This is a genomic window from Streptomyces sp. NPDC048352 (assembly GCF_040651895.1).
Classification (GTDB): Bacteria; Actinomycetota; Actinomycetes; order Streptomycetales; family Streptomycetaceae; genus Streptomyces.
The window spans coordinates 120,187-141,514 of the sequence record NZ_JBEZKZ010000008.1 but is presented as its reverse complement, the minus strand read 5'-3'; the positions used below and the strand labels follow the sequence as shown (position 1 = coordinate 141,514).

The 21,328-nt window shown below is 72.2% G+C and carries 21 protein-coding genes and 2 rRNA genes; 18 read left to right on the top strand and 5 right to left on the bottom strand.

Annotation, left to right across the window (positions count from 1 at the left end):
- The 10 genes from AB0D45_RS07440 to AB0D45_RS07395 all read left to right on the top strand — a co-directional run.
- A 23S ribosomal RNA gene (locus AB0D45_RS07440) occupies positions 1-974 on the top strand; the annotation flags it as partial.
- 73 nt (positions 975-1,047) lie between these two features.
- A 5S ribosomal RNA gene (gene rrf, locus AB0D45_RS07435) occupies positions 1,048-1,164 on the top strand.
- Positions 1,165-1,285: 121 nt separating this feature from the next.
- Entirely contained in the window at positions 1,286-1,774 is a 489-nt protein-coding gene (locus AB0D45_RS07430; RefSeq protein ID WP_362455803.1) for an HAD-IA family hydrolase, read from the top strand.
- Between the two features lie 55 nt (positions 1,775-1,829).
- On the top strand, positions 1,830-3,053 hold the full coding sequence (locus AB0D45_RS07425) for an MFS transporter (RefSeq protein WP_362455801.1): 1,224 nt from the start codon (positions 1,830-1,832) through the stop codon (positions 3,051-3,053).
- On the top strand, positions 3,025-4,173 hold the full coding sequence (locus tag AB0D45_RS07420; protein ID WP_362455814.1) for an acetoin utilization protein AcuC: 1,149 nt from the start codon (positions 3,025-3,027) through the stop codon (positions 4,171-4,173). The genes AB0D45_RS07425 and AB0D45_RS07420 overlap by 29 nt, the downstream gene beginning before the upstream one ends.
- 91 nt (positions 4,174-4,264) lie before the next feature.
- On the top strand, positions 4,265-5,095 hold the full coding sequence (locus AB0D45_RS07415) for a phosphatase (protein WP_362455800.1): 831 nt from the start codon (positions 4,265-4,267) through the stop codon (positions 5,093-5,095).
- Positions 5,096-5,210: 115 nt separating this feature from the next.
- Complete coding sequence (locus AB0D45_RS07410) at positions 5,211-5,420, top strand: helix-turn-helix domain-containing protein (RefSeq protein ID WP_162688852.1); 210 nt, start codon at positions 5,211-5,213, stop codon at positions 5,418-5,420.
- Positions 5,421-5,583: 163 nt separating this feature from the next.
- The gene (locus AB0D45_RS07405) at positions 5,584-5,682 is read left to right on the top strand and encodes an AURKAIP1/COX24 domain-containing protein (RefSeq protein ID WP_003948845.1); all 99 of its coding nucleotides are present in this window, start codon (positions 5,584-5,586) and stop codon (positions 5,680-5,682) included.
- Positions 5,683-5,778: 96 nt separating this feature from the next.
- A complete protein-coding gene (locus tag AB0D45_RS07400; RefSeq protein WP_362455798.1) occupies positions 5,779-6,828 on the top strand; it encodes an NAD-dependent epimerase/dehydratase family protein in 1,050 nt (349 codons plus the stop codon).
- Positions 6,828-7,808, top strand: a complete 981-nt coding sequence (locus AB0D45_RS07395) for a lysophospholipid acyltransferase family protein (protein WP_362455797.1) — start codon at positions 6,828-6,830, stop codon at positions 7,806-7,808. The genes AB0D45_RS07400 and AB0D45_RS07395 overlap by 1 nt, the downstream gene beginning before the upstream one ends.
- A 65-nt stretch (positions 7,809-7,873) precedes the next feature.
- Here the strand turns inward: AB0D45_RS07395 and AB0D45_RS07390 are convergent, their stop codons facing one another.
- The 3 genes from AB0D45_RS07390 to AB0D45_RS07380 form a co-directional block, all read right to left on the bottom strand.
- On the bottom strand, positions 7,874-9,085 hold the full coding sequence (locus tag AB0D45_RS07390; protein ID WP_362455795.1) for a DUF5667 domain-containing protein: 1,212 nt from the start codon (positions 9,083-9,085) through the stop codon (positions 7,874-7,876).
- 234 nt (positions 9,086-9,319) lie between these two features.
- A complete protein-coding gene (locus tag AB0D45_RS07385) occupies positions 9,320-10,132 on the bottom strand; it encodes an ECF subfamily RNA polymerase sigma factor, BldN family (protein WP_361596992.1) in 813 nt (270 codons plus the stop codon).
- 342 nt (positions 10,133-10,474) lie between these two features.
- Entirely contained in the window at positions 10,475-11,482 is a 1,008-nt protein-coding gene (locus tag AB0D45_RS07380; RefSeq protein ID WP_362455794.1) for an HAD-IB family hydrolase, read from the bottom strand.
- Positions 11,483-11,581: 99 nt separating this feature from the next.
- Between AB0D45_RS07380 and AB0D45_RS07375 the strand changes: the two genes are divergently transcribed.
- The 8 genes from AB0D45_RS07375 (at position 11,582) to AB0D45_RS07340 (ending at position 19,480) form a co-directional block, all read left to right on the top strand.
- Positions 11,582-11,860, top strand: a complete 279-nt coding sequence (locus tag AB0D45_RS07375; RefSeq protein WP_362455792.1) for a glutaredoxin family protein — start codon at positions 11,582-11,584, stop codon at positions 11,858-11,860.
- A 273-nt stretch (positions 11,861-12,133) separates the two neighbouring features.
- The gene (locus tag AB0D45_RS07370) at positions 12,134-12,964 is read left to right on the top strand and encodes a redox-sensing transcriptional repressor Rex (RefSeq protein ID WP_362455791.1); all 831 of its coding nucleotides are present in this window, start codon (positions 12,134-12,136) and stop codon (positions 12,962-12,964) included.
- Complete coding sequence (locus tag AB0D45_RS07365; RefSeq protein WP_362455789.1) at positions 12,961-14,775, top strand: glutamyl-tRNA reductase; 1,815 nt, start codon at positions 12,961-12,963, stop codon at positions 14,773-14,775. Before AB0D45_RS07370 ends, AB0D45_RS07365 begins: the two co-directional genes overlap by 4 nt.
- The gene (hemC, locus tag AB0D45_RS07360) at positions 14,772-15,740 is read left to right on the top strand and encodes a hydroxymethylbilane synthase (RefSeq protein WP_362455787.1); all 969 of its coding nucleotides are present in this window, start codon (positions 14,772-14,774) and stop codon (positions 15,738-15,740) included. The genes AB0D45_RS07365 and hemC overlap by 4 nt, the downstream gene beginning before the upstream one ends.
- Complete coding sequence (locus tag AB0D45_RS07355) at positions 15,737-17,422, top strand: uroporphyrinogen-III synthase (protein WP_362455784.1); 1,686 nt, start codon at positions 15,737-15,739, stop codon at positions 17,420-17,422. Before hemC ends, AB0D45_RS07355 begins: the two co-directional genes overlap by 4 nt.
- Positions 17,423-17,653: 231 nt before the next feature.
- The gene (locus tag AB0D45_RS07350) at positions 17,654-18,025 is read left to right on the top strand and encodes a hypothetical protein (RefSeq protein ID WP_362455783.1); all 372 of its coding nucleotides are present in this window, start codon (positions 17,654-17,656) and stop codon (positions 18,023-18,025) included.
- A 77-nt stretch (positions 18,026-18,102) separates the two neighbouring features.
- The gene (gene hemB, locus AB0D45_RS07345) at positions 18,103-19,104 is read left to right on the top strand and encodes a porphobilinogen synthase (RefSeq protein ID WP_362455781.1); all 1,002 of its coding nucleotides are present in this window, start codon (positions 18,103-18,105) and stop codon (positions 19,102-19,104) included.
- Positions 19,105-19,207: 103 nt separating this feature from the next.
- Positions 19,208-19,480: a DUF1876 domain-containing protein gene (locus AB0D45_RS07340; protein ID WP_361597019.1), complete on the top strand. Its 273-nt coding sequence runs from the start codon at positions 19,208-19,210 to the stop codon at positions 19,478-19,480.
- Between the two features lie 120 nt (positions 19,481-19,600).
- On the opposite strand, the gene AB0D45_RS07335 is transcribed toward AB0D45_RS07340, so the two are convergent.
- Together AB0D45_RS07335 and AB0D45_RS07330 are read right to left on the bottom strand one after the other, a co-directional pair.
- Complete coding sequence (locus tag AB0D45_RS07335) at positions 19,601-20,350, bottom strand: ABC transporter permease (protein WP_361597022.1); 750 nt, start codon at positions 20,348-20,350, stop codon at positions 19,601-19,603.
- Positions 20,347-21,273, bottom strand: coding sequence for an ATP-binding cassette domain-containing protein (locus AB0D45_RS07330; RefSeq protein ID WP_361597025.1), 927 nt, complete (start codon positions 21,271-21,273; stop codon positions 20,347-20,349). The genes AB0D45_RS07335 and AB0D45_RS07330 overlap by 4 nt, the downstream gene beginning before the upstream one ends.
- Between the last annotated feature and the right edge of the window lie 55 nt (positions 21,274-21,328).

Sequence of the window (21,328 nt, the reverse complement as noted above, 5' to 3'; positions counted from 1 at the left end):
TAAGGTAGCGAAATTCCTTGTCGGGTAAGTTCCGACCTGCACGAATGGCGTAACGACTTCTCGACTGTCTCAACCATAGGCCCGGTGAAATTGCACTACGAGTAAAGATGCTCGTTTCGCGCAGCAGGACGGAAAGACCCCGGGACCTTTACTACAGTTTGATATTGGTGTTCGGTTCGGCTTGTGTAGGATAGGTGGGAGACTTTGAAGCCGTGACGCCAGTCATGGTGGAGTCGCCGTTGAAATACCACTCTGGTCGTGCTGGATGTCTAACCTCGGTCCGTGATCCGGATCAGGGACAGTGTCTGATGGGTAGTTTAACTGGGGCGGTTGCCTCCCAAAGGGTAACGGAGGCGCCCAAAGGTTCCCTCAGCCTGGTTGGCAATCAGGTGTTGAGTGTAAGTGCACAAGGGAGCTTGACTGTGAGACCGACGGGTCGAGCAGGGACGAAAGTCGGGACTAGTGATCCGGCGGTGGCTTGTGGAAGCGCCGTCGCTCAACGGATAAAAGGTACCCCGGGGATAACAGGCTGATCTTCCCCAAGAGTCCATATCGACGGGATGGTTTGGCACCTCGATGTCGGCTCGTCGCATCCTGGGGCTGGAGTCGGTCCCAAGGGTTGGGCTGTTCGCCCATTAAAGCGGTACGCGAGCTGGGTTTAGAACGTCGTGAGACAGTTCGGTCCCTATCCGCTGTGCGCGTAGGAATATTGAGAAGGGCTGTCCCTAGTACGAGAGGACCGGGACGGACGAACCTCTGGTGTGCCAGTTGTCCTGCCAAGGGCATGGCTGGTTGGCTACGTTCGGGAGGGATAACCGCTGAAAGCATCTAAGCGGGAAGCCTGCTTCAAGATGAGTATTCCCACCTCCTTGAGAGGGTAAGGCTCCCAGTAGACGACTGGGTTGATAGGCCAGATGTGGAAGCCCGGTAACGGGTGGAGCTGACTGGTACTAATAGGCCGAGGGCTTGTCCTCAGTTGCTCGCGTCCACTGTGTTAGTTCTGAAGTAACGACCGTGTTGTCATCCGGTTGGTTAACTTCATAGTGTTTCGGTGGTCATAGCGTTAGGGAAACGCCCGGTTACATTCCGAACCCGGAAGCTAAGCCTTTCAGCGCCGATGGTACTGCAGGGGGGACCCTGTGGGAGAGTAGGACGCCGCCGAACAATCATTGTGGGAAAGCCCCGCACCTTCTGGTGCGGGGCTTTTCTGCGTTCCGGGCGCGTTCAGCCGTTTACCGGCACGCGGTTCCCGTCAACCTGCGCTGACTGCTCGTATGGTGGGCCGATGGGCTACGAGCTGGTCATCTTCGACAACGACGGCGTCCTCGTGGACAGCGAGCCGCTCGCCACTACGACCCCGCCCGGGCGCGAACTGCGGCCCGTGCCCGGGGTGACCGAGGTGCTGGGAGAGCTGTCCGCGCTCGGACTTCCCTACTGCGTCACCTCCTCCTCCAGCCGCGACCAGATCCGGGCCGAGCACGGCGCGTCCGGGATGGGCGAGTGGTTCGAGGAGGAGTGGATCTTCAGTGCGGAGGACGTCGGCCAGGGCAAGCCGGCGCCGGACCTCTTCCTGCACGCCGCCGACATGATGGGCGTCGCCCCCGAGCGGTGCGTGGTGGTGGACGCCGGCCCGCTCGGGGTGCAGGCCGCACGGGCCGCGGGGATGGCCGTGCTCGGTTTCACCTCCCTGGTCCCCGCCGAGCAGCTCGCCGGCGCCACGGCCTGCTTCGGGGAGATGAAGGAGCTGTCCGCCCTGCTGGGGCTGGGCCGCTGATCGGTTGTGTGATCGCTCTACCCACCGGTAGTGGCGGCGCCTACGCTGTGCCGCCATGACGGTTGACGTACGGCTTCGCCGTGGGCGCGGGGCGCTCGGATTCAGCTTCTTCGCGCAAGGGGTGGCCTTCGCCCTGCTGGTGACGCGGATCCCGGCCATTCAGGACCGGTACGGGATATCCGACGGGCTGCTGCCCGCCTTCCTCGCCGCCGTGCCGGTCCTCGCCGGGGTCTCGAGCGTCGCCACCGAGCACCTGGTGAAGCGGATCGCGCCCAGTGCGGTGCTGCGGTGGGCGCAGCCCGTCGTCCTGCTGGCCCTGCTCGGGGTGGGGGCCGGCAGCCGGATGTGGCACGTGGCGGTGGCGCTGGGGGTGTTCGGGCTGGCGGTGGGTGCGCTGGACGCCTCCATGAACATGCTCGGGGTGAGCCTCCAGCGGGCGTACGGGCGTTCCATCATGCTGGGCTTCCACGCCGCGTACAGCCTGGGCGGGATCCTGGGGGCTTCGGCGGCGTGGGCGGGGGCGCACTGGCACCTGTCGTTGTTCGCGGGGTACCTGCCGGCGGTGGCGGTGGTGCTGCCGGCGGCGTTGCTGGCGAGCCGGTACTACGTGGACGTCGAGGCCGGGCCCCGGGAGGCGGGGCAGGGGTGGCCCGCGGGGGGCGGGAAGCTGTTGTTGCCGCTGTGCCTGGTGATGGCCTGCGCGTACATCGGGGATTCGACGGTGGCGAACTGGAGTGCCAAGTACCTGCAGGACGTGCTGGGCAGCTCCGAGCAGCTCGCGACGGTGCCCTACAACGTGTACATGGTGACGACGCTGGCCGGGCGGGCGGTCGGGGACCTAGGGGTGCGGAGGTTCGGGGCGGTGGCCGTGGTGCGGGCCGGGACGGTGGTGGCGGCCGGCGGGTTCGCGGTGGTGGCGGTGGCGCCGGGGGCCTGGGTGGGGATGCTCGGGTTCACGCTGCTGGGCGTCGGGTTGTGCGTGATCGTTCCGCAGACCTTCGCCGCCGCGGGGCGGCTGTTCCCCGGTGCCTCCGACACGGCGGTGGCGCGGTTGAACATCTTCAACTACGTGGGGTTCCTGATCGGTTCGCCGCTCGTGGGCGGGATCGGGGAGGCGTGGAACTACCGGGGCGCGATGGTGGTGCCGATGGTGCTGGTGCTGGTGACGTTGTTCTACGCCCCTTCGTTCGGCACGGACCGGGCCCGATACGGTGTCGGGCATGAGCGGCGAGCCGGTGACCGGGCTGTTGATGTGGGACGAGGCGGTAACGGGGTATGACTTCGGGCCGAGCCATCCGATGGACCCGGTGCGCCTGGCGCTGACCATGGGCCTGGTGCGTGCCTTCGGGTTGGACCGGGAGGTGGAGGTGCGGGCGGCTCCCGCGGCCGGGGATTCGACGCTGAGGCTGGTCCACCGGGAGGACTACGTCGCCGCGGTGCGGGAGGTGTCGGCGGATCCCGGCGCGGCGGACGGCTCGTACGGGCTGGGGACCGTCGACGATCCGGCGTTCCGCGGGATGCACGAGGCCTCCGCGCTGATCGCCGGGCAGTCGGTGGCGGCGGCGGAGGCGCTGTGGCGGGGTGAGGCGGGGCACGCGGTGAACTTCGCGGGCGGTCTGCACCACGCCATGCCGGGCGGGGCGGCGGGGTTCTGCGTGTACAACGACGCGGCGCTGGCGGTGGCGCGGCTGCTGGAGCTGGGCGCCGAGCGGGTCGCGTACGTGGACGTGGACGTGCACCACGGGGACGGGGTGCAGGCGGCGTTCTGGAACGACCCCCGGGTGCTGACGGTCTCGCTCCACGAGCATCCGCGGACGCTGTTCCCGCAGACGGGCTGGCCGGAGGAGACGGGCGGCGAGGCGGCCGCGGGCAGCGCGGTGAACGTGGCGCTGCCGGCCGGGACCGGGGACGAGGGGTGGCTGCGGGCCTTCCACGCGACGGTGCCGGAACTGCTGGCGGACTTCCGGCCGCAGGTGCTGGTGACGCAGCACGGGGCCGACACGCACTTCGAGGACCCCCTCGCGCACCTGGCGGTGTCGCTGGACGCGCAGCGGGCCGTGCAGGAGGCCTGCCACGCGCTGGCGCACGAGTACGCGGGCGGGCGCTGGCTCGCGCTGGGCGGCGGCGGGTACGCGGTGGTGGACGTCGTACCCCGGTCGTGGACGCATCTGGTGGGGATCGCGGCGCACCGGCCGGTGGATCCGCTGTCACCGGTGCCGCAGTCCTGGCTGGACGAGGTGTACGCGCGGACGCGGCAGCCGGGGCCGGCCCGGATGACGGACGGCCGGACGCCGCGGTGGCGGGACTGGGACGCGGGCTACGATCCGGCGGACCGTACGGATCAGGCCGTTCTGGCGACGCGCCGGGCGGTGTTCCCGCTGCGCGGGATGCTGGTGTGACGCGGGGCCGGCCCGTGGCACGGTTACGCCAACTGTGGGGGGAATCGGCGTAATTGATGAACCGGCAGGTGCGGTGCGGCAGCATCGGAGGGTGTTGAGCACCGGCGCGTTGCGTGCGCATCTGCTGGCCGCCCGGTTGGCCGGGCCCGTCGCCACGACGCGGGAGGAGAGCTTACGCAGTTACCGGCTGTTCGCGGCGCGGGATCCCCGGGTGCTGCTGGGGCTGGAGCCGGAGCGGCGCTGGGACGTGGGTGAGCTGCTGGGGCTGATGGCGGCCAGGTGCGGGGTCTCGGCGGATCCGGCGCACGTCAGCGGCCCGGACGTGATCGACCCGGAGCGGACGGTGGCGGCGCTGGAGGCCTTCGCGGAGCGGCTGGCGGCCGCGGCGGATGCCCGGTCGCCCGTGCTGCTCGGGACGGGGCACCCGCACCGGCTCCTGGGCTTCTACGCCGCTTTGGGGCAGGCGTTGTCGGCGGCGGGATGTGTTGTCCTCACCCCGGCGCAGGGGGTGGGTGTCGACATGGCGACCCGGTTCGGCGTACGTCCGCACCGCATCGATTACGTACGGGGTGTCGCGCTGGTGCGGGAGCCCGGCGCGCGGGGGGCGGGGAGTGCCACCGGCGCACACTCCCATTCGCCGCTGCCGGTTCGGATCGTCCTGGGGGCGCTCGCGGAGGCCGGCGGGCCGCTGCCGGACCTGGTGGTCGGGGACCACGGGTGGGTCTGCGGTGCAGGTCAGCTGGGTGTGGAGGCCATCGGGCTGGGCGATACGGATGATCCGGCGCTGTTCGTCGGGGAGGCCGAGGGGCGGGTGGCGGTGGCCGTTCCGCTTGATGACGGGGTGCGCTCGGACTACTACGGCCCACTCCTCCGGCACGTGTTGCACCGCGCCGGGCTGGCGGGGCGTCAGGAGTGGCCGTAGCTCCTCTTCCCCACTCGTATCACCCGCCCCTACTCTGGGGAGTGAGCGTGCGACGACGAGGAGTAACCGGAGGGGAAGCCGGTGCCCGTCATGCGCGGAAGGTCAGGTGGGTGTCATGGCTGCTGGCGAGAGGCCTCTCAGTGAGGTTCAGTTCCTGACCGTGGCGGAGGTCGCCTCGGTGATGCGAGTGTCGAAGATGACCGTGTACCGGCTGGTGCACAACGGTCATCTGCCCGCGATCCGGGTGGGCCGGTCCTTCCGGGTCCCCGAGAACGCGGTTCACGAGTACCTCAGGGAGTCCTTCGTGGGGGTGGAGTCGGCCTGAGACTCTCCCCTTCCGAGGGGGCTCGGCCACATCTCGGAGGGCTCGGATTACAAGCTCAGAGCTTGGGCGGGTAGGCTAGGCCGACGTAGGTCGTGTGGGCCCAGACGCCCCGCACCGATCCCCGCTGGCGCGGGGATGTTCCGAGAAGTGAGCGAGGGTAGTCGTGGGCTCTGTTATCAAGAAGCGGCGCAAGCGGATGGCTAAGAAGAAGCACCGCAAGCTGCTCAAGCGCACCCGCGTCCAGCGCCGTAACAAGAAGTAAACGGCAGCTGTACGTGTTCTCCGCAGCCCCTCCACCATCCTGGTGGGGGGGCTGCGGTGCAGCCGGGGGTACTTCTTCGAGGGAGGCGCTGAGCTCGTGGGGAAGGTCGTGCTCGTCACCGGGGCTGCCCGGCAGCTGGGGGGCCGCTTCGTGCGCCGCATCCAGCGCGACCCCGAGGTGGAACGGGTCATCGCGGTCGACGCGGTGAGCCCGCCGCACCGGCTCGGTGCGGCCGAGTTCGTGCGGACGGACATCAGACAGTCGGCCATCGCCCGGGTGCTCGCGGAGCACGCCGTGGACACGGTGGTCCATCTGGCGGTCACCGGTGGCGCCGTGGGGGCGCCGGGCGGGCGCAGCACCGTCAAGGAGACCAACGTCATCGGGACGATGCAGCTCCTGGGGGCCTGCCAGAAGTCCCCGACGGTACGGCGGCTCGTGGTGAAGTCGAGCACCAGCGTGTACGGGGGCACGGCGCGGGATCCGGCCGTCTTCACGGAGACCACGCAGCCGAAGTCGTTGCCGGCGGGCGGTTTCGCGAAGGACGCCGCCGAGGTCGAGGGCTACGTACGGGGCTTCGCGCGCCGGCGGCCGGACGTGGCGGTGTGCGTGCTGCGCTTCGCGAACATCCTGGGGCCGTTCGCGGATTCCGCGCTGGCGGAGTACTTCTCGATGCCGGTGATGCCGACGGTGCTGGGCTACGACCCGAGGCTGCAGTTCGTGCACGAGGACGACGTGGTGGACGTGCTGCGGCTGGCGGCGGGGGAGCCGCGGCGGGGGACGCTGAACAGCGGGACCTTCAACATCGCCGGTGACGGGGTGCTGCTGCTGTCGCAGTGCGCGCGGCGGCTGGGGCGGCCGACGCTGCCGCTGCTGCTGCCCGCGGTGACGTGGGTGGGGCAGGCGCTGCGGGCGGTGGGGGCGACGGACTTCTCGCCGGAGCAGATCCGGCTGCTGACGCACGGGCGGGTCGTGGAGACGACGCAGATGCGGGAGACGCTGGGGTTCCGGCCGGTGTACACGACCGCCGGGGCCTTCGCGGACTTCGCGCGGAGCCGGGGGAGCGGCTTGTTGCCGCCGGAGCGGGTGGGCCGGGCCGTCGGGCGGGTAGCGGAGCTGTTGAACGTTGACGAGGGAGTGGAGCGATAGTGGCCGACGCCAAGGTCATCCCGTTCGACGAGGACCGGCCGCGCCGCCGGGTCGGTGCGCCCCGGACGGTGCGGGCGGTTCCGGAACCGCCGGAGCCGGTGGAGCCGGTCGCCCAGGCGCCCGCGCGGCGCGGCGGTGACGGCGGCTGGGACCGGCGGATCGCGGGCGGTCTGGCGTTCCTGCGGCGGCGGATCACCGGGGAGTACGAGGTCGACGAGTTCGGCTACGACAAGGAGCTGACGGACCAGGTCCTGATGTCCTTGATGCGGCCGCTGTTCGACAAGTACTTCCGCGTCGAGGTCAAGGGCGTCGAGAACATCCCGAAGGACGGCGGCGCGCTGATCGTGGCGAACCACTCGGGGACGCTCCCGCTGGACGGGCTGATGCTCCAGGTGGCGGTGCACGACCACCATCCGGCGGAGCGGCACCTGCGGCTGCTGGCGGCGGACCTGGTGTTCATGCTGCCGGTGGTGAACGAGCTCGCCCGCAAGGCCGGCCACACGCTGGCCTGTGCGGAGGACGCGCAGCGGCTGCTGGAGGCCGGGGAGCTGGTGGGCGTGATGCCGGAGGGCTTCAAGGGGATAGGGAAGCCGTTCGGAGAGCGGTACAAGCTCCAGCGGTTCGGGCGGGGCGGGTTCGTCTCGACGGCGCTGAGGGCGGGCACGCCGATCGTGCCGTGTTCGATCGTCGGGGCGGAGGAGATCTACCCGATGATCGGCAACGCGAAAACCCTGGCGCGGTTGCTGGGGGTGCCGTACTTCCCGGTGACGCCGACGTTCCCGTGGCTGGGGCCGTTGGGGGCGGTGCCGTTGCCGACGAAGTGGACGATCCAGTTCGGTGAGCCGATCCCGACGGACGGGTACGCGCCGGAGGCGGCGGAGGACCCGATGCTGATGTTCAACCTGACGGACCAGGTGCGGGAGCAGATCCAGCACACCCTGTACAAGCTGTTGGTGCAGCGGAGGTCGGTCTTCTTCTGACGTCGGGCCGGGCGCGGGTGACGCCGGTGGGGCTGGTTGCGGCCAGCCCACCGGCGTTTCTCCTGCTACTCCGCGTCCTCCGCCTGGATGCCCAGGCCCGGGAGGAGACCCGGGAGGAGGGGCGGCAGGGTGATGTCCGGCTGGGGTTGCGCCGGGGGAGCCGCGGGCGGGGGTGTGGACTGGCCGGGCGCCGGCGGGTTCAGCAGGTTGCCCGTGCCGCCCAGGAGGCCACTGCCGGGCGCCGGGGCATTGCTGCCGGACGGGCTGGGCGCGGCCGGAGGCGCCGCCGAGCTGGCGGCGTCCGGTGCCGGTGCGGGCTGCTGCTTGCCCGGGGCCGGGCTGCTCGGCCTGGCCGGGCCGCCGCCCGGACCGCCGCGGTGCTGCTCCGGGGCCTTGGGCAGCATGCCCTGGAGCGGCGCCACCTCGTCGTCTATGGCCTGGAAGACCGAACTCACCTGGTCCCCCACGTCCGTGAGCTGCGGCGGCAGGTTGGACCGGAGCCGGCCCCACGCGTCGCGGTGGGAGTTGGAGAACGAGGACAGCGCCTGGATCGGGCCGAGCGAGCCGTCCCGCTTGTAGGCGGCCTGCAGCAGCCGGTGGCCTTCGGCCGCGTCGTGCTGCATCCCTGCCAGCGCCCGCCGGATCTCCCCGAGGACCTCGTGGTCCAGGGGGCCCGAGCGGCCGCGTTCCATCAGCCGGCGGGCTTCCGACAGCCGGTTCGAAGCCCGGTCGAGGTAGACCTCGCCCCGGTCCGCGCCCTCGTCGGCCAGACCCAGCTTCAGGTCCTCCATGCCCAGCTTGACCGGGTAGAGGGGATCACCGGGCAGGGCGTCGGTGCTGGCAGCGGCCACTCCGCTGAAGGCCCCGGCGGCCACACCCACGGTGAGGCCCCCCGCTGCGATGCCCTTGGACCAGCGGGAGCGGGGCCGCAATTTCCGGAGCGAGGTCGCCCGGTGGGCGCCGCGGCCGGTCCGCTGTTCGGGCACCAGAGGGTCCGCGGCGGCACCGCCTCCGGCCCTCTCCTCCATCACCATGGCCTCCATGGCGGCGACGAGCTGCGCTCGTTGCACCACTTTGACCTCGGGGTCCAGCACCGGGCGCGGCATTTCGCCGAGCACGCTCGCCAGGGCCAACAACCGGTCGTGGTCGGCGGATTCGGCAGGTGCCTCGGACTGCTCGGCCGCCGGATCCGGATCCGAAGGACCGGACGGGGTCCGATCCTCCAGGGCCTGGGCGAAGGCGTTCGCCCGCCGGTGCGGAGTCACGTTCGCGATCACTGGCGGCACCTCCTCTCGTCATGACGATCGACTCCCCAAGGTGTCCGGAAGGTTGCCTTCCTTGAGCACATCCACACTTTCGGGTGAGCGGCTTCGGGCAGGGCGTGTCCAAAGGGAGCCTGCATTCCGCACAACGAGCGGCGCGGCACTTGGGTTACGGACGAAGGATGATCGGACCACAGCGTCATCGAGGGGTCACCGGGTGTGAGGTCGTGTCGTGAGAGCGGGAGGGTGTCAGCGGGCGTCGTCGGGCAGCAGGCGGGCGAGGGTGCGGACCGCCCGGTACTGGAGCGTCTTGATGGCGCCTTCGTTCTTGCCCATCACCCGGGCCGTCTCGGCGACCGAGAGGCCCTGGAGGAAGCGCAAGGTGACGCACTCCTGCTGCTGGGGGTTGAGTTTCCGGACGGCTTCGAGCAGCGCCGCGTTGGAGAGGGACTCCAGGACGGAGTCCTCGGGGCTGCGCTCCACCTCGTTGGCGTCGAGCATCTCGCCGGTGGTGACCTCCAGGCGGAAGCGGCTGGACTTGAAGTGGTCCGCCACCAGGTTCCGCGCGATGGTCACCAGCCAGGCGCCGAAGTCGCGGCCCTGCCAGGTGAAGGTGGAGATGCGGCGCAGCGCGCGCAGGAAGGTCTCACTGGTGAGGTCCTCCGCGGTCGCCTTGCCGCCGACGCGGTAGTAGATGTAGCGGTACACCGTGTCGCTGTACTGGTCGTAGAGGCGGCCGAAGGCCTCGGCCTCGCCGGCCTGGGCGCGTTCGACCAGGTCCATCATGCGGGCCTGGTCGCTGTCCGCCGTGGGGCGGCGGGCGGCGGGCGCGCTCGTCCCGCCGGCGGCGGCCGGGCCGGAGCCCGAGCGAGCGCGTCTGCCCACGGTCGCCCCGCCGTCCGTCAGGGCGTAGCAGGGGCCGGCCGGGCCGAGGCCGGCAGGGACCGCGGCGGCGAGGGCGGGGACGGCGTACGCGGTGGGGACGAAGCCGCGCAGGTGGTCGAGGACCGTCGCGCGCAGCGTAGCCAGGCCCGAGGCGTCAACCCCGACAGGTGGGTACACGGGACTCCCAGAGGCAGAGCTTCCATCACGTGCAGTGCGGGACCGTTCACCCGTCTCGTGGCGACAGATGGGCGGTGGCATGCGTTTGAGGAGAATAACGCTTCGTACAGGCAGCGCTACACCCAGTTGCCTAAATCACCGGTTCCGACATTTCTGTTGCGTGTCCAGGGCATATTCAGACCTGGTTGGTGATCGATTCCTGATCGCTTGGGTGCGCGGAATGGACGCTTCCACGGTGGCTCGCGACCGAGTAGGGCAGGCCGGAGTGCCGCGCCGACGGCGCGGGTAGAGGGGAGCGAATGACCGGCGGGCGGCCCGTGGCGGGGCCGGGGCCCGGCGTTGCTACTTGCGGCGCCGGTGGAGGGCGACCGCGGCGGCCGCGCCGCCCGCGATCGCGCCGACTCCGGCGGCGGCCGGGACGCCGACCTTCACGGCCTTGCGGCCGGTCCGATAGTCGCGCAGCCGCCAGTCGTGGGCGCGGGCATGCTTGCGCAGTTTTGTGTCGGGATTGATCGCGTACGGATGCCCGACGAGTGACAGCATCGGGATGTCGTTGTGCGAATCGCTGTACGCCGCGCAGCGTTCGAGGTCGAATCCCTCGGCGGCGGCCAGCGCGCGCACCGCCTCCGCCTTGGCGGGGCCGTGCAGCGGCTCTCCCACCAGGCGCCCGGTGTAGATCCCGTCCACGGACTCGGCGACGGTGCCCAGGGCGCCGGTCAGGCCGAGGCGGCGGGCGATGATCGTGGCCGTCTCGACGGGGGCGGCGGTGACGAGCCACACCTTCTGGCCGGCGTCGAGGTGGGCCTGGGCCAGGGCGCGGGTGCCCGGCCAGATCCGCTCCGCCATGTACTCGTCGTAGATCTCCTCGCCGATGGCCATGAGTTCGGAGACCTTGTGGCCCTTGACGATGGACAGGGCGCTGTCGCGCGCGTCCTGCATGTGCTCGGGGTCCTCGACGCCGGCCAGCCGGAACCACGCCTGCTGCCAGGCGAAGCGGGCCAGTTCGCGGCGGCGGAAGAACTCGCGCTTGTAGAGGCCGCGGCCGAAGTGGAAGATCGCGGCGCCCTGCATGACGGTGTTGTCGAGGTCGAAGAAGGCGGCGGCGAGGGCGTCGCCCGGAACCGGGAACTGCGGCTCGGCGGCCTCCGGTGCGGCCGTCCCGGGCGCGGCTTCGGCGGCGGCCCCGGGAGCGCCCCCCGGGCCGCTTTCCGGCACGTCTTCCGTGCCGGGGGCCTGTGGCGCACCGGCCTGCGCGGTCTTGCGGGCGGCCTCGGCCGAGGCCTCGCCTGCCAGCACGCTCCGCGCCGTCGCGGAGCGCCTACGGGGGGTGAGCCATCCCAGAGCGGCCATGACGCGAGCATAGCCATTGTGTTCGGGAGTTCCCGAACCGCCGGGAAACGGAGCGGTTAACTCTTCGGGCGCCCCGGCCCGGCGCGGGACAATGACGGCATGAGTCCTCTGCTGCGCCGTAAGGAAAAGAAGCGTCCCGAGGAGCGGATGGTGACGCTCATCGGGAAGCCGGGGTGCCATCTGTGCGATGACGCCCAGGAGGTGATCGAGAAGGTCTGCGCCGAGACGGGCGCACAGTGGGAGAAGAAGGACATCTCGCAGGACGAGGAGCTCTACCGGCTGCACTGGGAGCAGATCCCGGTGGTGTTGGTGGACGGCGAACAGCACACCTTCTGGAGGGTGAACCCCGAACGGTTGCGGCGGGCATTGGGAGCCTGACCGGTTCGCCCGCTACCATCGTGGGCGATTTGTGGGGACTCGGGGGCGTATCGATGAGGAGTGTGTACCGTTTTGCCCCCCTCGGGATTTGAACGGGTTCGGCCCGTTCGCGGCCCGGGTGCCATCTGCCCAGCCCGCGTGACCCCGGTCACTTTGCTCGGACAAACCGGACACAATCTTTGTGCACGCGTTCACAAAGACATAGCCTGCATTCGACGGGGCGGTCCTGGGACACGAGGCCGCCTGCAGCCCCGCTCATCCCGCAGGAGCATCGTGGCAACTGGCCGAACTCACCGACCGGCGACCCGCAGCCGAGGTATTCCCGAGGCCACTGTCGCCCGGCTTCCGCTGTACTTGCGCGCCCTCACCGCGCTCTCCGAGCGATCGGTGCCCACGGTGTCCTCCGAGGAGCTCGCGGCCGCCGCCGGAGTGAACTCCGCGAAGCTGCGCAAGGACTTCTCCTACCTCGGCTCCTACGGGACGCGCGGCGTCGGCTACGACGTCGAGTACCTCGTCTACCAGATCTCCCGCGAGCTCGGCCTGACCCAGGACTGGCCGGTCGTCATCGTCGGCATCGGCAACCTGGGCGCAGCCCTCGCCAACTACGGCGGCTTCGCCTCGCGCGGCTTCCGCGTGGCCGCGCTGATCGACGCCGACCCGGCCATGGCCGGCAAGCCGGTGGCGGGCATCCCGGTGCAGCACACCGACGACCTCGAGAAGATCATCGAGGAGAACGGCGTCTCCATCGGCGTCATCGCCACGCCCGCCGGCGCGGCCCAGCAGGTCAGCGAGCGGCTCATCGCCGCCGGTGTCACCTCCATCCTGAACTTCGCGCCGACCGTGCTGTCCGTGCCGGACGGCGTGGACGTGCGCAAGGTCGACCTGTCCATCGAGCTCCAGATCCTGGCGTTCCACGAGCAGCGCAAGGCCGGCGAGGGCGCCGGCGGCGCGGACGCGGACGCCGGGTCCGGTGCGGAGACCGCCGCCGCGGGCGGGACGGGCGCGGCTCCGGCCGCCGCCGTCGAGCCGCCGGCCGGGCGGGCCGCCGCGGCCGCGCGCAAGGGCGGCCCCGAGGGCGACGTGCCGGCGGTGATGCCGGCATGAGTCTGCTCGTCGTAGGCCTCAGCCACCGCAGCGCGCCGGTGAGCGTGCTGGAGCGGGCCTCGCTGTCCGCCGACGCCAAGGCCAAGCTGCTGCACGACACCCTGGCGGCGGAGCCGGCGGCGGAGGCCGCGGTGCTCGCCACCTGCAACCGCATCGAGCTGTACGCGGACGTGGACAAGTTCCACGCCGGCGTCGCCGAGCTGTCGACGCTGCTCGCCCAGCACAGCGGGGTCGCGCTGGAGGAACTCACCCCGTACCTCTACGTGCACTACGAGGACCGGGCGGTGCACCACCTGTTCTCGGTGGCGTGCGGGCTGGACTCGATGGTCGTCGGCGAGGGCCAGATCCTCGGCCAGATCAAGGACGCGCTCGCGCTGGGGCAGGAGCTCCACACCGCGGGCCGGCTGATCAACGACCTCTTCCAGCAGGCGCTGCGGGTCGGCAAGCGGGCGCACTCGGAGACCGGGATCGACCGGGCCGGGCAGTCGCTGGTGACGTTCGGGCTGGAGCAGCTCGCCGTGCACCTGCCGGTGGAGGAGTGGGCCGCCGGGAAGCGGGCGCTGGTCATCGGCGCCGGGTCGATGTCCTCGCTGGCGGCGGCCACGCTGGCGCGGGTGGGTGTCGCCGAGGTCGTGGTGGCGAACCGGACCGCGGAGCGGGCGGAGCGTCTTGCGGAGATTTTGGTTGCCTCGGGCACTGGTGTCGCTGCGCGGGCCGTGCCGATGGCGGCTGTCGCCGGTGAGCTGGGCCGGGTCGACGTGGTCGTGTCGTGCACCGGGGCCACCGGGCTGGTGCTGACCGGGGACGACGTCGCCGACGCCCTTGCCGGTGCCGGTGGGATGGACCCTGCGGGGCTCTCCCCCACCCCGCCCCTCCCCGGAACCGGGGCCGCGCCCCGGGCCTCCGCGCAGGGTGTGGCCGACGGCTTCGCCGCGGCGCGTGCCGGGGCCCCGGCCGCCGGCACGGGTGGGGCCCTCGCCGACGTGCCGCAGGCGGCCGTCGGCGGCGTCGACGCCGAGGTCGTCGCGCGGCTCGCCGCCCTCGCGGAGGCCGGGCGGCGGATCGCCGACGCCGGGGCCGTGCGGACCATCACCGCGCCCGCCGCCGTCGAGGGCGACGGGTGTCCCGTCGGGCCGGACGCGCCGGTCGCGCTCGCCGGTGACGGGCGCTCCGCGCTCGCCGGGGTCGACGCCGGGTCGCTCGAACTGCACGGGGCCTGGGCCGATCAGGGAGAGGCCGCCGCGCAGCGGCAGCCCCGCCGGGCGGCCCGGAGCCAGGCCGACGGGGCCGTCCCCGTACGGCTGGCGCTGCTGGACCTGGCCATGCCCCGGGACATCGACGCCGCCGTGCACCGCATCCCCGGGGTGCGCCTCGTCGACATCGAGAGCCTCGCCGAGGCGTCCGCCGACGCGCCCATGGCCGCCGACGTCGACGCCGTGCGCGGCATCGTCGCCGGCGAGGTGGCCGCGTTCGGCGCCGCGCAGCGGGCCGCGCACATCACGCCCACCGTCGTCGCCCTGCGGGCGATGGCCGCCGAGGTCGTCGCCATGGAGGTGGCACGGCTCGACGGGCGGGTACCGGACCTCGACGAGCGGCAGCGCGCGGAGGTCACCCAGACCGTGCGCCGCGTCGTCGACAAGCTCCTCCACGCGCCGACCGTGCGCGTCAAGCAGCTCGCGAGCGAGCCCGGCGGCGCCGGGTACGCCGAGGCGCTGCGCGAACTCTTCGACCTCGACCCTCAGACGGTGGCATCCGTCAGCCGGGCGGACGCGGCCGATCCGAAGAACGACGACCCAGGACGGGCATCATGAACACACGTCCCGACCAGCCCCTCAGGCTCGGCACGCGGCGCAGCAAGCTGGCCATGTCCCAGTCCGGGCACGTCGCCGAGGCGGTACGGGCGATCACCGGCCGGCCCGTCGAGCTCGTGGAGATCACGACCTACGGTGACGTCTCCCGCGAGAACCTCGCGCAGATCGGCGGCACCGGCGTGTTCGTCACGGCCCTGCGCGACGCGCTGGTCCGCGGCGAGGTCGACTTCGCCGTGCACTCGCTGAAGGACCTGCCGACCGCGCAGCCCGACGAGCTGGTCATCGCGGCCATGCCCGAGCGCGAGGACCCGCGCGACGCGCTGGTCGCCCGCGACGGCCTGACCTTCGAGCAGCTGCCCGACGGCGCCCGCGTCGGTACCGGTTCGCCGCGCCGCATGGCGCAGCTGAACGCGTACGCCCGCAGCCTCGGCAAGTCCATCGAGACCGTCGCCATCCGCGGCAATGTCGACACCCGCATCGGTTTCGTCCGCGCCGGCGAGCTCGACGCGGTCGTGCTGGCCGCGGCCGGGCTGAACCGGATCGGGCGCGCCGACGAGGCGACCGACCTGCTGTCGGTCGACAACGTGCTGCCCGCGCCCGGCCAGGGTGCCCTGGCCGTGGAGTGCCTCGCCTCCGACGCGGACCTCGTCTCCGCGCTCGGCCGGCTCGACGACCCGCACACGCGGGCTGCCGTGACCGCGGAGCGTGCGCTCCTCGCCGCCCTGGAGGCCGGGTGCAGCGCACCCGTGGGCGCGCTCGCCGACCTTCTGGGCGACGGGCGGATTGTCAATGAAATGCGCCTGCGTGGTGTCGTCGGAACCCTCGACGGTTCGACGCTGGTGCAGCTGTCCACCACCGGTCCCGTGCCCCAGTCGTACGACGAGGCCATGGCGCTCGGCCGCGAACTCGCGGACGAGATGCTGGCCAAGGGCGCGGCCGGTCTGATGGGGGAGCGATCCCGTTGAACCCCTCAAGCCCCACCACCTCCCCCTTCGCGGGCGTCGCCGCCCCCGGGCTCGTCACCTTCCTCGGTGCGGGCCCGGGCGACCCGGGTCTGCTGACGCTGCGCGCCGTGGAGGCGCTCGCCGCCGCGGACGTGCTGATCGCGGAACCCGACGTGCTCGAGGTCGTACGGACCCACGCGCGCTCGGGTGTCGACACGCCGCAGCTGACGGTGGCTGACGAGGTGTCAGCCGCCGCCGGGGTCCCGGCGATCCGTACTCCGTCGACCGCCGCGGACGTCGCCAATCTTGTCATGGAGGCCGCGCGCTCCGGCAGGCGGGTCGTCCGTGCGGTGACCGGCGACCCCGGACTCGAGGGCAACGCGGCCGAGGAGATGCTGGCCTGCGCGCACGCCGGCATCCCCTTCGAGGTGGTGCCCGGCGTGGCGACCGCCGTCGGCGTGCCCGCGTACGCGGGTGTTCCGCTGCGCGGCGAGCAGGGCGCGGACGTGCGGTTCGTGGACGCGCGGCACGCCTCGGCGCGGTGCTGGAGCGAGGTCGGCACGAGCGACTGCGGCGTCGTGGTGTCCGCGACGCTGGAGACCGTCGCCGGCGCGGCCGCCGAGCTGGTGGCGGCCGGGCGCAAGCCGGAGACGCCGCTCACCGTGACCGTGGGCGGTACGACGACCCGCCAGCGGACCTGGAGCGCGACCCTGGGCACGATCGCCCAGGTGTTCAAGCAGGGCAAGGTGCTCCCCTCCCCCGAGGGCTCGCGGCCGGTCATAGCCGTGGTCGGGGAGCAGGGTGCCGCGGCGCGGCGCGAGGAGCTGGCCTGGTTCGAGTCGAAGCCGCTGTTCGGCTGGCGGGTGCTCGTCCCGCGGACGAAGGAGCAGGCCGCTTCGCTCTCCGACCAGCTGCGTTCGTACGGCGCGGTGCCGCACGAGGTGCCGACCATCGCCGTGGAGCCGCCGCGCACCCCGCAGCAGATGGAGCGGGCGGTCAAGGGCCTGGTGACGGGCCGCTACGAGTGGATCGCCTTCACGTCGGTGAACGCCGTCAAGGCGGTGCGCGAGAAGTTCGAGGAGTACGGGCTCGACGCGCGGGCCTTCGCGGGCATCAAGGTGGCCGCGGTGGGCGAGCAGACGGCGGCCGCGCTGGTGGAGTTCGGCGTGAAGCCGGACCTGGTGCCGAGCGGTGAGCAGTCGGCGGCCGGGCTGCTGGAGGACTGGCCGCCGTACGACCCGGTCTTCGACCCGATCGACCGCGTCTTCCTGCCGCGTGCCGACATCGCGACGGAGACGCTGGTGGCCGGGCTGATCGAGCTGGGCTGGGAGGTCGACGACGTCACGGCCTACCGGACGGTGCGGGCCTCGCCGCCGCCGGCGGACACCCGTGAGGCGATCAAGGGCGGCGGTTTCGACGCGGTGCTGTTCACCTCGTCGAGCACCGTGCGGAACCTGGTCGGCATCGCGGGCAAGCCGCACAACGTGACCGTGATCGCCTGTATCGGGCCGGCGACGGCCAAGACGGCGGAGGAGCACGGGCTGCGCGTGGACGTGCTGTCGCCGGAGCCGAGCGTGAGCAAGCTGGCGGAGGCGCTGGCCGCGTACGGGGAGGCGCGCCGGGCGGCGGCCAAGGAGGCCGGCGAGACGGTGTCCAGGCCGAGCGAGCGCCGCCCGGGCGCACGGCGGCGCCGGGCGACGTGAAGTGAGCGGCGGAGGGGCCCGGGAGCGGTGTACGCCCCCGGGCCCCTTCGGCGTACCGGGTGCCTTCGGCGTGCCGGGGAGGGCGGGCCGGGTGCCTTCGGCGTGCCGGGGCGGGCGTACGGGGTGGGCGTACGGGGCGTCCGGACGCGCGGGTACTCAGGCCGGTGCGGGTGGCGGGTTGAGTAGCCGCGCGGATTCCGGCGCGGCCCGGGGCGCGGTTCAGTGGGGCCCATGACCGAGAACCCCGTCGCCCACGACGCCCCCGCCGCAGCCGCCCGCGACCGGCGGGCCTTCCTGGCGCCGCTGCTCTCCACGCTGCTGACGCTGCCGATGGCGCTCCTCGCGCTGTTCTACGCCGGGATGTCGCCGATGGCCTGCGACTCCTGCGACGGCGAGGCCGCGGCCGCCTTCGACGCCGGTTTCGAGACCGCCTGGCCGGTGTTCCTGGGCGCGCTGGTGGTGGCGCTCCTCCTGCTGGCGGCGTGCTGGATCCTGCCGTGGGAGCGCCGCAACGCCGCCCGCCGCGTCCTGCTCGCCCTCGCCGCGCCCGGAGCGGTCCTGCTGGGCACCGTCGTCTTCACGGCGCTGATCGACTGGCCCTAGGGGGGTGGCGGGGAGGTGGCGGGGGCGGGCCTACGCTTGGGGCGACTGCTGTCGAGGCTCGAAGAGGCGACTAGAACATGAGCGCGTACGGATCCTTCCCCGGCTCGCGGCCCCGTCGGCTGCGCACCACCCCGGCGATGCGGCGGATGGTCGCGGAGTACCGGCTGCACCCCTCGGACCTGATCCTGCCGGCGTTCGTCCGCGAGGGCATCAGCGAGCCGCTGGCGATCTCGGCGATGCCCGGCGTCGTGCAGCACACCCGGGACACGCTGCGCAAGGCCGCCGTCGAGGCGGTCGAGGCGGGGGTCTCGGGCATCATGCTCTTCGGTGTTCCGGCGGACGAGAACAAGGACGCGCTGGGCACGGCGGGTACCGAGCCGGACGGCATCCTCCAGCTCGCGATCCGGGACGTGAAGGCGGAGGTCGGCGACGACCTGGTGATCATGTCGGACCTGTGCCTGGACGAGTACACCGACCACGGCCACTGCGGGGTCCTCGACGAGCACGGCCGGGTCGACAACGACGCGACGCTGGAGCGGTACGCGGAGATGGCGCAGGTCCAGGCCGACGCGGGCGTCCACGTGGTGGGCCCCAGCGGGATGATGGACGGCCAGGTCGGCGTCATCCGCGACGCGCTGGACGAGACGGGCCACGAGGACGTGGCGGTCCTCGCCTACACGGCGAAGTATTCCTCCGCCTTCTACGGGCCCTTCCGCGAGGCCGTCGCCTCCTCCCTCCAGGGCGACCGCAAGACCTACCAGCAGGACCCGGCCAACGCGCGCGAGTCGCTGCGGGAGCTGGCGCTGGACCTGGAGGAGGGCGCCGACATGGTCATGGTGAAGCCGGCGGGCCCCTACCTGGACGTCCTGCACCGCGTCGCGCAGGCCGTGGACGTGCCGGTGGCGGCGTACCAGATCAGCGGCGAGTACGCGATGGTCGAGGCGGCCGCGGAGAAGGGCTGGATCGAGCGGGACCGGGCGATCCTGGAGACGCTGCTCGGCATCAAGCGGGCGGGCGCGGACACGATCCTGACGTACTGGGCGACCGAGGTCGCGGGCTGGCTGCGCGCGGAGCGGTAGGCCGCCCCGGCCGCTGCGGCACGCTCCCCGCGGCCGTGCGGGAGCGGTCGCGGTGGGGCGGGCGCACCCTGGAGGGGTAGGCCGACTGTGGAGGTGATCCGCCATGCCCACGCTCGCCGGATGGCACGTGGAGCTGGAGTTCTCCGAGGAGGGCCACCGCACCAGCGCGGCCGCGCTGGTCAGGCTCGCCGACGGCTCCGAGATGAAGGCGCGCGGCTACGCCATGCGCCACCCTTCCGACCCGGAGCAGCTGCGGGTCGGGGAGGAGATCGCGGGCGCGCGTGCGCTCATGGATCTCGCGTCCCAGCTGCTGCAGAAGGCGCACGCGGAGATCGACGAGGCGTCGGGCAAGCACTCCTATCCGTTGAACGGTTGAGCCGCTGACCCGCTGACCCGCTGACCCGCTGACCGGCTGACCGGCTGACCGCCGCTGCGCCGAAGGGCCCGCCCGGGCCCCGGCGCGGGCCTTCGGCGGGCCGGCCGGCCGGGCGGGCGGTCAGCGCGTGCGGTGGCGGAACAGGGCCGTGGCGAGGGCCAGGGCCAGGGCGGTGATGCCCGCGCACCAGGCGAGGGCCGTCCACGGGGTGGTCCCGACGGGCTGGTCCAGGAGCAGGGCGCGCAGCGATTCGATGACCGGGGTCAGCGGCTGGTGCCCGGCGAAGCCGTGCAGCCAGGTCGGCATCGTCGCGATCGGGACGAAGGCGCTGGAGGGGTACGGCAGGAACATCATCAGGAAGGTGAAGCCGCCCGCCGCCTCCGGGGTGCGGGCCAGCAGCCCGAGGGCGGCCGCGAGCCAGGAGATCGCCGTGATGTAGGCGACGAGCAGTCCGGCGGCGGCGAGCAGCGCGAGCGGCCCGCCCGAGGGCCGGAAGCCGATGGCGAGGGCGACGGCCAGCACCAGGGTGGTGGAGAGCAGGTTGCGCACGACCGAGGCCGCGACGTGCCCGGCCAGGACGGGCAGGCCGCCGACGTCCAGGGAGCGGAAGCGGTCGATGACGCCGTTCTGCAGGTCGGCGGCCACGCTCACGGCGGTGCTCGCCGCGCCGAAGCCCGCGCACAGCAGCATGGCGCCGGGGACCACGTACGTCACGTACGCCGTCCCGGTGTCGATGGCGCCGCCGAAGAAGTAGACGAAGATCAGCATCAGCATGACCGGCAGCATCAGGGCGGCGATCAGCGCGTCCGGGCTGCGCCGGCTGATGCGCAGGCTCCGTCCGGTCATGGTCAGGGCGGCGGTGGCGGTCATCGGGCGGCTCCCGTCAGGGCGAGGAACACGTCGTCGAGGGTGGCGCTGCGGAGCGTGAAGCGGTCGACGGCGGTGCGGTCGGGGTCGAGTTCGTCGAGCAGGGCCCGTACGTGGGCGGCGGAGCCGTCGGTGGCCAGGCCCAGCGTCAGCTCGTCGGGGGCGTGGTGCACGGCGCGGGCGGCGAGCGCTTCGTAGGCGTCGCGGCTGGCCAGGGTGAGGTCGAGGCGGTGCCGGGCGACGCGGGCCTTCAGCTCGGCCGGGGTGCCCTCGGCGACGGTCCGGCCCGCGTCGAGGACGCTGACCCGGTCCGCGAGCCGGTCCGCCTCCTCCAGGTACTGGGTGGTGAGCAGGACGGTGGTGCCGTCGGCGCGCATCTCCCGTACGACGTCCCACAGTTCGGCGCGGCTGCGCGGATCGAGTCCGGTGGTGGGTTCGTCCAGGAAGAGCACCTCGGGCCTGCCGACGAGGCTCGCGGCGAGGTCCAGGCGCCGCCGCATCCCGCCCGAGTAGGTGCGGGTGAGCCGGCCGGCGACCTCGGACAGGCCGAAGCGCTCCAGCAGTTCACCGGCGCGGGTGCGGGCGTCGCGGGCGGACAGCCCGGTGAGCCTGCCCGTCATGCACAGCGTCTCGGCGCCCGTCTGGAGGTCGTCCAGGGCCGCGAACTGCCCGGTGAGGGCGATGCGTTCGCGTACGAGGGCCCGGGCGCCCGCGATGTCGTGCCCGGCCACGCGGGCGGTCCCGGAGTCGGGCCGGGTGAGGGTGGCGAGGATCCGGACGGTGGTGGTCTTGCCCGCGCCGTTGGGGCCGAGCAGGGCCAGGACGGAGCCGCGGGGGACGGCCAGGTCGAGGCCGTCGAGGACGCGGGTGCCGCCGTAGGACTTGGTCAGTGCGTGGGCGTACAGGGCGTGGTCGTGCGTGGTCATCGGCAACACGGTCCCTTCTGCGTATGGGTTACGCGCTTCTGTGTAAGTAATACAC